This is a genomic window from Cobetia sp., from assembly GCF_983723665.1.
This window is the reverse complement of record NZ_CFDJES010000042.1, coordinates 1-9,451: the sequence shown is the minus strand read 5'-3', so window position 1 is coordinate 9,451 and position 9,451 is coordinate 1. Positions and strand designations below refer to the sequence as shown.

The 9,451-nt window shown below is 65.5% G+C and carries 9 protein-coding genes; 5 read left to right on the top strand and 4 right to left on the bottom strand.

Annotated elements, in window-relative coordinates; translation table 11 throughout:
- The coding region (locus AC4FAH_RS06250) for an SCO family protein (protein ID WP_288989127.1) at positions 1–623 on the top strand (623 nt) is incomplete at its 5' end.
- 538 nt (positions 624–1,161) lie between these two features.
- On the opposite strand, the gene bamJ is transcribed toward AC4FAH_RS06250, so the two are convergent.
- Both bamJ and AC4FAH_RS06240 read right to left on the bottom strand, forming a co-directional pair.
- On the bottom strand, positions 1,162–1,869 hold the full coding sequence (bamJ, locus tag AC4FAH_RS06245; RefSeq protein WP_043333314.1) for a BamJ family beta-barrel-assembly machinery protein: 708 nt from the start codon (positions 1,867–1,869) through the stop codon (positions 1,162–1,164).
- A gap of 139 nt (positions 1,870–2,008) precedes the next feature.
- Entirely contained in the window at positions 2,009–2,614 is a 606-nt protein-coding gene (locus AC4FAH_RS06240; RefSeq protein WP_483416560.1) for a TIGR02444 family protein, read from the bottom strand.
- Between the two features lie 159 nt (positions 2,615–2,773).
- Here AC4FAH_RS06240 and AC4FAH_RS06235 point away from each other — a divergent pair, with 159 nt between their 5' ends.
- Both AC4FAH_RS06235 and AC4FAH_RS06230 read left to right on the top strand, forming a co-directional pair.
- Positions 2,774–4,708 (top strand): ATP-binding cassette domain-containing protein, encoded by a 1,935-nt coding sequence (locus AC4FAH_RS06235; RefSeq protein ID WP_107335718.1) that lies wholly within the window; start codon positions 2,774–2,776, stop codon positions 4,706–4,708.
- A gap of 3 nt (positions 4,709–4,711) precedes the next feature.
- Positions 4,712–5,476 carry a pseudouridine synthase gene (locus AC4FAH_RS06230; protein ID WP_043333317.1) on the top strand — a complete coding sequence of 255 codons (765 nt, stop codon included), beginning with the start codon at positions 4,712–4,714 and terminating at the stop codon, positions 5,474–5,476.
- 121 nt (positions 5,477–5,597) lie between these two features.
- Here the strand turns inward: AC4FAH_RS06230 and AC4FAH_RS06225 are convergent, their stop codons facing one another.
- Positions 5,598–6,830: a patatin-like phospholipase family protein gene (locus tag AC4FAH_RS06225; protein ID WP_131431122.1), complete on the bottom strand. Its 1,233-nt coding sequence runs from the start codon at positions 6,828–6,830 to the stop codon at positions 5,598–5,600.
- A gap of 342 nt (positions 6,831–7,172) precedes the next feature.
- Positions 7,173–7,637: a YqaA family protein gene (locus tag AC4FAH_RS06220; RefSeq protein ID WP_378080089.1), complete on the bottom strand. Its 465-nt coding sequence runs from the start codon at positions 7,635–7,637 to the stop codon at positions 7,173–7,175.
- Positions 7,638–7,747: 110 nt separating this feature from the next.
- On the opposite strand from AC4FAH_RS06220, the gene thiD reads away from it, so the two are divergent.
- On the top strand, positions 7,748–8,548 hold the full coding sequence (gene thiD, locus AC4FAH_RS06215) for a bifunctional hydroxymethylpyrimidine kinase/phosphomethylpyrimidine kinase (protein ID WP_043333319.1): 801 nt from the start codon (positions 7,748–7,750) through the stop codon (positions 8,546–8,548).
- Positions 8,549–8,640: 92 nt separating this feature from the next.
- Complete coding sequence (locus AC4FAH_RS06210; RefSeq protein WP_052384513.1) at positions 8,641–9,318, top strand: chalcone isomerase family protein; 678 nt, start codon at positions 8,641–8,643, stop codon at positions 9,316–9,318.
- The last annotated feature ends 133 nt before the right edge of the window (positions 9,319–9,451 follow it).

Here is a 9,451-nt window from a genome sequence, read left to right as displayed (position 1 = left end):
TGCTGGGTGCCGTCGGCCTGGCGGCCGTGATCGGTGCCGGTGTCGCCTGGCAGCAGGCGCAGCGGGATCTGGCACCGGTCGCGGGAATGCAGGCCTGGGCCAGTCTGGGCGGCCCCATCCAGCTCGAATCACAGCAGGGCGACTTCACGCTCGCGGAGGTGACGATGGGCGAGGCCGCAGATGCGCAGGCCACGCCGGTCGTCGCGCTCTACTTCGGCTATACCCAGTGCCCGGATGTCTGCCCGATGACGCTGGCGGCGCTGCGTCAGGTGATGTCTGAACTGCCACCCCAGGCGGCGGCGCGCGTGGTGCCGGTGATGGTCTCGCTGGACCCCGAGCGCGACACCCCTGCCCGGCTGGCCGAATACACCGGGCACTTCGGGCCGCGCTTTCAGGGCATCACCGGCAGTCAGGCGGCACTCGCCGATGTGGCGCGGCGCTATGGCGTCAGCTATCGGCGTGTCGAGGCACAGGACTCCGCGCTGGGTTACACCATCGATCATGGCGCCGCGCTCTATCTCGTCTCTGCCCAGGGGCGCATCTACGATCGCATTCCATTCACGCCGGGGCCGGCCGGTGTTCGCGCTGGCGTGACGCGTGTCCTGAGCGCGACCGCTGATTGAGCGCTGCGTGGCACCCGCTGAATGCGCCGCGCCTTGAGGCCTTTCTCAGCGGTGAAATACACATTGTCCACAAGTTGGCAAGCGCTCAAGGAAAATTTTGTGGATAATCATGACGCCTCGAACACGCAACGCAGTGCCGTCAAGTGCTGATTTATAAAGACTAGTAAAAACAAACTGTTACGCGATATCGACTAAAAATATCAAGTCAGTGGTTGCTTTGCGTTCAACCAGCATCACTGCCGCGACAGGCACCGGAAAGGCCGGTTGTCAACCTGTGGTCAATAGCTTCCCCACAGATTTATCCACAGGCTGGCGGCGTCCGCACAGGGCCTTCTGGAGGGGAGAATCAGCGGACATCAGCCATTGCCGTAGTGATGGCATGCCCCGTTGTCCTGTGCGCAGCATGCGCCTAGATGAGCTTGCCGCTGGCCCTCATCCGGCCTTGCCAGAAACGCAAAGAGCCGCCCGATGGGCGGCTCTTTCGTTGCTACCGGCAGCAGTGCTTGCCGGTTACCAGCAGGGGAGGCTCACGCCGCCATTACTGCTTGGCGTCGGCCTTGGTCACGTCGAGCAGCTCGACCTTGAAGGTCAGCGTCTCGTTCGGGCCGATCGGGCCGCCAGTGCCAGCCTTGCCGTAGGCAAGCTCGGCCGGGACGTAGAGCATCCAGGTGTCGCCGACGCTCATTTCCTGCAGTGCTTCCTGCCAACCCTTGATGACCTGGTTGACCTTGAAGCTGACCGGCTCGCCACGCTGATAGGAGCTGTCGAAGACGGTGCCGTCCAGCAGCTTGCCTTCGTAGTTCACCTTGACGGTATCTTCAGCGGACGGGGTCGCGCCGTCACCGGATTCCAGCACCTTGTACTGCAGGCCGGAATCCAGCGTCTTCACGCCGTCCTTCTTGGCGTTATCGGCGAGGAACTTGTCACCCTCTGCCTTGTTGTCGGTCGCTTCCTGCTCGACCATCTTCTTCTGCTCTTCCATCTTCTTCTGCTGGAAGCGGGAAAGCGAATCCGCGATTTCCTGGTCGCTCATCTTCATGTCGCCCTTGGCGTAGACATCACGCACGGCTTGAGTGAAGGCGTCGAGATCCAGATCGGTGATGTCCTGGGAGAGGCTCTTGCCCAGAGTTGCACCGATGCCATAGCTGAGCTGTGCCTGCTCGTCTGCGAGGCTGTCATCGGCGGCAAAGCTGAACGGGGTGACCAGGAGGGCGCCGAGCGCGACGGCACTGACCAGCTGTTTCATGAAAACTCCTTCAGGATGGAATGGGCCTGAGACGGGCCCGAAACACGCAATTGGCACCGAGGCGGCATGGCCTGCCTCGGGCACTAGTGTTACTCCGACTCTACCAGCCGCGTACAAGTTCCGCATCTCGCTGGCGTTGTCAGGCGCCGGCGGGCACGCGGGCCAGTGCCAGCCTGCGCAGGGCACGTGCCGACGGGTGGTCCCCCGCGGTGAGCGTCGTCTTGCCGCTCAGCAGGGCCAGCGATTGCTGAAAGGCCTGCAGCGGGTCCGCGACATGCGCGAAGGGCGCCCGCAGGCCGGTCGCGCCTTCGGCTGACGACAGCGCAGGACTCAGCTCTTCCAGCTGGGCGAGGGTCTCCTGCTCGGCGGAAAGCTCGCAGGCCTTGAGCTGCTGATAGAGGCGTTCCAGGCGTTGCACCGCGGCCGGGGCCTGGGTCGCGGGCAGCGTCGTCAGCTCCTGCTTCAGCTGGCGGCGCCGCTCGCGCAGCATGCCGGTCATCCAGCCCTGCCAGTCGCGCACACCTTCCAGCAGGCGAGTGGGCGAGGCGGCCAGGGCGATGCCGTGGGCGGACAGCCAGTGAATCCACAGCAGCTCGCAGACATCGAGGCCCGCCTCGTCCTGCAGCAGCAGGCAGGTACTCATCATGTCCGGCGTCGGCTGAGGGTTGCCCGCAGAGCCGACCTCGCCGGGCAGGGCATACAGAGACAGCGCGTAGTCCCACAATCCGATAGAATATGCGCCCATCAAGTCGGCCTCTTCGTGTGTCACGGATGATGTCTCTTCATGTGCCACCGATGATGTCTCTTCACGAGTCGCGTCCAGCAGCTTGCTGAGTCGTAGCGCTCGTGTCGGTGGCGGTGAACGGGAGCCCGACGTCCCCCGTATTTTCTGATCGAGGTTGTCATGATTGCACTGCGCCAGCTCGCCCTGCAACGCGGCGGAGCACCGCTGATCGACGAAGCGGACCTGACGCTGCATGCCGGTCACAAGGCCGGTATCGTCGGCCCCAACGGCGCCGGCAAGTCGAGCCTGTTCGGCCTGATCCTCGGCGAGCTGACGCCCGACAGCGGCACGGTATCGCTGGCCGGTGGCGTGCGTGTCGCGCACATGGCGCAGGAAATCGATGCGCTGGAGCGTCCGATCGTCGACTACGTCATGGACGGGGACCACGCGCTGCGCGAGACCGAGCGCGCCCTGGCAGCCGCCGAAGAGAGCGGCGAGCACCAGCGTCAGGCCGAGCTGCACGCCCATTTCGACACCCTCGATGGCTACACCGCACGGGCACGTGCCGAGCAGCTGCTGGTCGGCCTCGGCTTCAGTCAGGCGCAGCTCAGTCAGCCGCTGGCGGCCTTCTCGGGGGGCTGGCGCATGCGTGCCAATCTGGCGCGCACTCTGTTTACGCCGTCCGACCTGCTGCTGCTGGATGAGCCGACCAACCACCTGGATCTCGATGCGTTGCTGTGGCTGGAGCAATGGCTGGCGCGTTATCCCGGCGCGCTGCTGCTGATCTCCCACGATCGCGACTTCCTCGATGCGGTGTGTGATCACATTATCCACTTCGACCGCCGCAAGCTGGTGGTCTACAAGGGCAATTACAGCCGCTTCGAACGCACACGTTCCGAGCGTCTGGTGCGCGAGCAGGTCGAGCACGAGAAGACCATGGCGCGGCGCGCCGAGATCGAGGATTTCGTGCGTCGCTTCAAGGCCAAGGCCACCAAGGCACGTCAGGCCCAGAGCCGCATGAAGATGCTGGAGCGCATGGAAGAGACGGCGGCGGTCAAGGCCGATTCCCCGTTCCACTTCACCATCCCGTGCTCCGACAAGATCTCGCATCCGCTGCTGGGGCTGGACCGCGCGGTGATCGGCTATCCCGGTCAGCCGCCGCAGCTCTCCGGGGTGCGCTTCTCGCTGCTGCCGGGGCAGCGCATCGGTCTGCTCGGCCCCAACGGCGCCGGCAAGTCGACGCTGATCAAGGCGCTCACCGGCGAGCTTGCGCTGGTCGAGGGCCAGCGGACCGCCGGCGAGCATCTGGCCATCGGCTACTTCGCCCAGCATCAGGTGGACGGGCTCGACCTGTCCTCGACGCCCTTCAATCATGTGCTGCGCCTGTCACCGTCGGCGGGTGAGCTGGAGATCCGCACCTTCCTCGGCAGCTTCGGCTTCCACGGCGATGAGGTCTACGCCACGGTGGAGTCGTTCTCCGGTGGCGAGAAGGCGCGTCTGGCGCTGTCGCTGATCGCGTGGCAGAAGCCCAATCTACTGCTGCTGGATGAGCCGACCAACCACCTGGACCTCGACATGCGCGAGGCGCTCACCGATGCACTGGCGACCTTCGAGGGCACCGTGATTCTGGTCTCCCACGACCGCCACCTGCTGCGTGCCTGCGTCGATGAATTCTGGTGCATCGCCGATGGTCGCGTGACGCCCTTCGATGGTGACCTGGATGACTACCGTGCCTGGCTCAAGGCGCGGGTCGAGGGCGAGCGGCGGGAAGCGCGCGCCCAGAAGGATGCCGATGCGGGGACTGACAGCACGCGTACGCCGGACCGCAAGGAAGCGCGCCGTCAGGCGGCTGAACTGCGCGAGAAGCTGCGTCCGCTCAAGAAGGTCAGCGACAAGGCCGAGCAGAAGATGAGCAAGGCGCAGGGCGAGCTGGACAAGATCGAGGAAGCGCTGGGCGACGCCACGCTCTACGAGGCGGACCGCAAGGCGGAGCTGACCAAATTGCTGGCCAGCCAGGGCGAGATCAAGAGTCGCCTCGATGAGGCCGAAGCCGAATGGTTCGAGGCTCAGGAAGCGCTGGAAGAGATGGAAGCCCAGCTCAAGGCGGCGGACTAGGTCATGCGGCTGGACCGCTGGCTGACACGTCAGCCACAGCTCAACCGTCGTCATGCGCTCTCGGCGCTGGCGGCGGGGCGCGTGCGGGTCAACGGCGCGACGATCAGCGACCCGCTGCATGAGGTCGGCCCCTTCGATGACATCCACCTGTCAGCGCCTGACGCGACCGTCTGCCTGCAGATCGCGCGGCGTCCACGTCATATCCTGCTCAACAAGCCTGCCGGGGTCGTGACGGCCTGTCATGACCCCGAACTCCCCACCGTGATCGATGTGTTGCGTGACACGCTGAATGCACGCGGCGAGGACAGCGGCTGGCTGGCCGAGATCCACCATGTCGGGCGTCTCGACCGTGCGACGACCGGTGCCCTGCTGCTGACCAACGACGGCGATGTCTCGGCGCGCATCAGCGATGCCGGGCTCGAGGGCCCCGCCAAGCGCTATCGCATGGGGCTGGAGCGGCCCCTGACGGAGGCCGAACAGGAAAGCGCCATCACACAGGTTCGTCAGGGGGTGCTGCTCGAACATGATCCGCGCCCGACACTGCCGGCACAGCTTGCGTTTCTCACCGCGGATCAGGCACGCCTGACGCTGCACGAGGGACGCCATCATCACGTCAAGCGACTGTGGCGCAGCCTGGGCAATCGCGTGGTGTGGCTGCACCGTGAGTCGGTGGCGGGCTTGAGTCTCGAGGGGCTGGCGCCGGGGGAGTGGCGCGAGCTTACCCGCGAGGAGTGTTCACGGCTGGGGGCCGCGCAGCCTCGCGGGTGAGGCCACCCGGCGGGTGGCGTCTTGCCGACACCGGGTTATCCACACCCGCCTGGTGCGCCGCCAGCGCGTGACGGCTGCGATGGGGTGTGGATAGATCGTTCTGAATCGTCGTCAGCGCTGCTCAGCTGCCGGTCGCCTGACTGGGCAGGTCCTCTGCCGTGATGCTCGCCTGGTCATCGTCGACGGGGCTGGCATCAGGCGTCGACAGGCTGACCAGCTCGCCCTCGGCGTTGCGCGTGAAGTTGCGCACGATGACCCCGATATCCTCCGGCAGCGGCGCAAACTGGCTGCAGCGGCTCAGCACTTCCTGCATGTCCTGATAGCCACTGTCGCGACGCGAGTCGATGGTCGCGCGCGAGAAGTCGATATCCTTCAGTGAGGTCTCGCCCGGGCGCGCCGAGGCCAGCAGACGCACCACGTTGATCGAGGGCTGCTGGGTCATGGCGAGGATGCGCTGGATCTTCGGCGACTGGCGCAGCTCCTCCGGCAGATGGTCGGCGAGATTCTCGATTCCCATGCGCAGCGCCTGATTCTCCTCCAGCAGATTGAGGTGCTCGCCGGCACGGCTGGAATACTGGATGTCCTTCTCGCGCAGCTGCGCCTCCTGCAATGTCTCCGGCACCTTGCCATCGGCACTCCACAGGTCGATCACGTAGCAGTTGACCACCGTTTCGCCATGCGGTCGCTCCGACAGCACCCAACTGACGGGCGTATTGGAGTACAGGCCGCCATCCCAATAGGCTTCGCCATCGACCCACACCGGCGGGAAGGCCGGTGGCAGGGCGCCGCTGGCCAGAATATGGCGGTGGTCCAGCGCTTCATGCGAGGAGTCGAAGTAGCGCAGTGCGCCGCTGCCGATATTCACCGCCCCGACCGACAGGCGAACGTTCTCCGGGTGGCGGGCATCGAGGCGCTCGAAGTCCACCAGCCGATTGAGCGTGTCGCCCAGCGGCTCGGTGTCGTAGAGGCTGGGCGGCTCGCCGAAGAAGCTCTGCCAGATCGGTACCGTCCACAGTGGGCGCGGGCGGAAGAAGCCCGGAATGCCCCACAGCATGGCAGAGGTGCGCGCGACACTGCGCTCCCACGGATGAAAGGCGGGACCCATGCTGGCAGCGGGTTGGGCGATGCCATACCAGAATGACTCGAGGGCCTTGAGGCGCTCGCCCTCCGGATTGCCGGCGATCAGGGCACCATTGATGGCGCCGACCGAGGTGCCGACCACCCAGTCGGGCTGGATGCCGGCTTCGGCCAGCGCCTCGAAGATGCCGATCTGGTAGGCGCCGAGCGCGCCACCGCCTTGCAGCACCAGAATGTTGAGCGCATCGGCGCAGAAGTCGCAGGATGTATCACGCATGAAACCTTCTCCTCTCTAGCAGTGCAGCACTCCGCCGGGGAATGCCCGAGGTCAGGGGGACCGTCGCGAGCGAGACGCCATGTGATGGGGGAGGCGTGGACTCGTGGAGGCGGCGAAAGGGTGACGAGGTGCATATCAAGGGCAATGAAGCACCTGATCAAGGCAATGAGGCACTGGTGAAAAGCAATCGAAGTGCTTTTATTGTGCAGTGCAGCATGGCGCTTGTCAGCATAGCACGCATCCTCGCCTTGCGTGTCTGCGATCTCATTCAAGCGACTGACTGAGGCTGCAAGGGCAGTGGTAAAGGTGAGGGTGAGGACAGGAGCAGCGGCCGTGCGGCGGTCATTGGCACCAGGGCGTCAGCCACAGGTCGGCTGCCAGCAGCAACAGGGCATAGCGTCCGCCCTTGGCGATCACGATCAGGACGATGCTTTTCCACCACGCCAGCCGGAAGACGCCTGCCAGCACCGTCAGCGGGTCGCCGATCAGCGGGGCCCAGCTCAGCAGCAGGCTCCAGGCGCCGAAACGGCGATACCACAGGGTGCCGCGCGCCAATGCGCGCCGCGAGACCGGAAACCAGCGCCGTGTGCGCAGACGACGGGCGCCACGCCCCAGGGCGACGTTGATCAGGCTGCCGAGCGTGTTGCCCAGCGTCGCTGCGACCCACAGCGCCCAGGGCGCGTGCCCCTGGCACCACAACCCCGCGAAGGCCGCCTCCGATCCGCCGGGCAGCAGGGTGGCGCTGGCCAGCGAGATCACGGCGAGCGAGGTCAATGCCGGCAATGACAGTAGGGCCACTTCACTCATATCACTTTCTTCTGTTTTTCACGGTGGCAGGGCGCTGGGGGTGGCTTTCTTCCCTCCTCAGCTCGGGTATGCTGTTGGCACGTCAAAGCCATATTTCGGGAGCTTCCTGCATGCATATTCCGTGCGTCCTGACGATAGCGGGCTCAGACCCCTCCGGGGGAGCCGGCATTCAGGCGGACCTCAAGACATTCTCTGCGCTGGGCGCCTACGGGGCCAGCGTGATCACGGCGCTGACGGCGCAGAATACCTGCGGCGTGCGCAGCGTGGAGGCGGTCTCGCGGGAATTCATCGCCGCACAGCTGGACGCCGTGCTGGATGATCTCGATATCCGCGCCGCCAAGATCGGCATGGTGGCCGATCCGCTGGTGGTGGAAATGCTTGCCGACCGCCTTCAGCAGCGTCGCCCGCGCTGGGTCGTGCTGGACCCGGTGCTGGTCGCCAAGAGTGGCGATGCGCTGGTCAATGATGCTGCCATCCAGTCGGTGGCCGAGCACCTGGTGCCGCTGGCCGATATCATCACGCCCAACCTGCATGAAGCCGCGGTACTGCTGGGTGAGCGGCGCCTGATCGGGCGCTCCGACATGCCTGAGGTCGCCCGCGAGCTGCGTGCCAGAGGCGCGAAGGCGGTGTTGATCAAGGGCGGGGCACTTGAGGGGCAGGCCTGCGATGACCTGCTGGTCAGCGATGCCGGCGAGCAATGGCTGTGCGCACCGCGTATCGAGACCGACAACCTGCACGGCACCGGCTGCTCGATGTCTTCCGCCATCACGGCGCGCCTGGCGAATGGTCTGCCGTTGCCACAGGCGGTGGTCGAGGCACGCGAATGGCTGCTGGGCGCGCTGCGCGCCTCCGACCAGCTCAACGTCGGCAAGGGCCGTGGGCCGGTGCATCATTTCCACGCCCTGTGGTAAGCCAGCGAGAGCCAGGCCCGTGAAACCCGGTCTGCAGGAGTGATGAACCCCGCAAGCTCACCTTGATCACTGCCAGCCAACGAGTAGATGCCATGCCTATATCGCCGCTGTATCGCTTGTCCGTGTCAGCTGTCCGTGGCGCCGCTTGCAGCCTGAACGCCGCCTGTCATGCCGTCAGCCTGCCGGTGGCGAGTGCGCCGCGCTGGCTGGCTGCGGGCGTGATGGGGGTGCTGCTTGCCACCACCAGCCCGGCGGCGCTCGCCGTCGAGATCAAGGGGATGACCTTCGCGGATCAGGTGACCACGCAGTCCGGCCAGCCGCTGACGCTGATCGGCAGTGGGCTCTTCACCTACCTGCTGTGGGACGCCTATGTCGGCGCCTATTATCAGGATGCGCGTCGCCCGCGTCCGGCGCCGCTCAAGGATGTCTCGCGCCGCCTGGTGCTGGAGTACTTCCATGCCATCGATGCCGAGGACTTCGCCAAGGCGACCACCAAGGGCGTGCGCAAGAACCTGTCAGCGGCGGATTTCGCGGCGATCGAGCCTGAATTGACGCGCTTCAATCGCGCCTATCAGGACGTCGTGCCGGGGGATCGCTATGCGCTGCAATGGCTGTCCGCCGGCAGCGGCAGCGGCACGCTGTCGCTGGTGCTGAACGGGCAGGTCATCTTCGAAAGCGATTCACTGGCGCTGGCCAACGGCCTGTTCGCGATCTGGCTGGGCGACGAGCCGGCTCAGCAGGATTTCCGTACCCAGCTGCTGGGGCAGTAGCGCGCCTCTCCATCTGGCCCCTCTCTAGCTTATCTAGCCTATCTGGCCCATCTGTCGCGGCATCGCCATCGTCTTGCACCTCTATCGCGCCTCTATCGAGACACCACGAAAAACGCCCCTGCCGGGAGTCCCG

Bases quoted from the DNA above. Each gene is read 5' to 3' on its own strand.
- bamJ (WP_043333314.1), bottom strand. From the start codon at position 1,869: ATGAAACAGCTGGTCAGTGCCGTCGCGCTCGGCGCCCTCCTGGTCACC.
- AC4FAH_RS06240 (WP_483416560.1), bottom strand. From the start codon at position 2,614: ATGGGCGCATATTCTATCGGATTGTGGGACTACGCGCTGTCTCTGTAT.
- AC4FAH_RS06235 (WP_107335718.1), top strand. From the start codon at position 2,774: ATGATTGCACTGCGCCAGCTCGCCCTGCAACGCGGCGGAGCACCGCTG.
- AC4FAH_RS06230 (WP_043333317.1), top strand. From the start codon at position 4,712: ATGCGGCTGGACCGCTGGCTGACACGTCAGCCACAGCTCAACCGTCGT.
- AC4FAH_RS06225 (WP_131431122.1), bottom strand. From the start codon at position 6,830: ATGCGTGATACATCCTGCGACTTCTGCGCCGATGCGCTCAACATTCTG.
- AC4FAH_RS06220 (WP_378080089.1), bottom strand. From the start codon at position 7,637: ATGAGTGAAGTGGCCCTACTGTCATTGCCGGCATTGACCTCGCTCGCC.
- thiD (WP_043333319.1), top strand. From the start codon at position 7,748: ATGCATATTCCGTGCGTCCTGACGATAGCGGGCTCAGACCCCTCCGGG.
- AC4FAH_RS06210 (WP_052384513.1), top strand. From the start codon at position 8,641: ATGCCTATATCGCCGCTGTATCGCTTGTCCGTGTCAGCTGTCCGTGGC.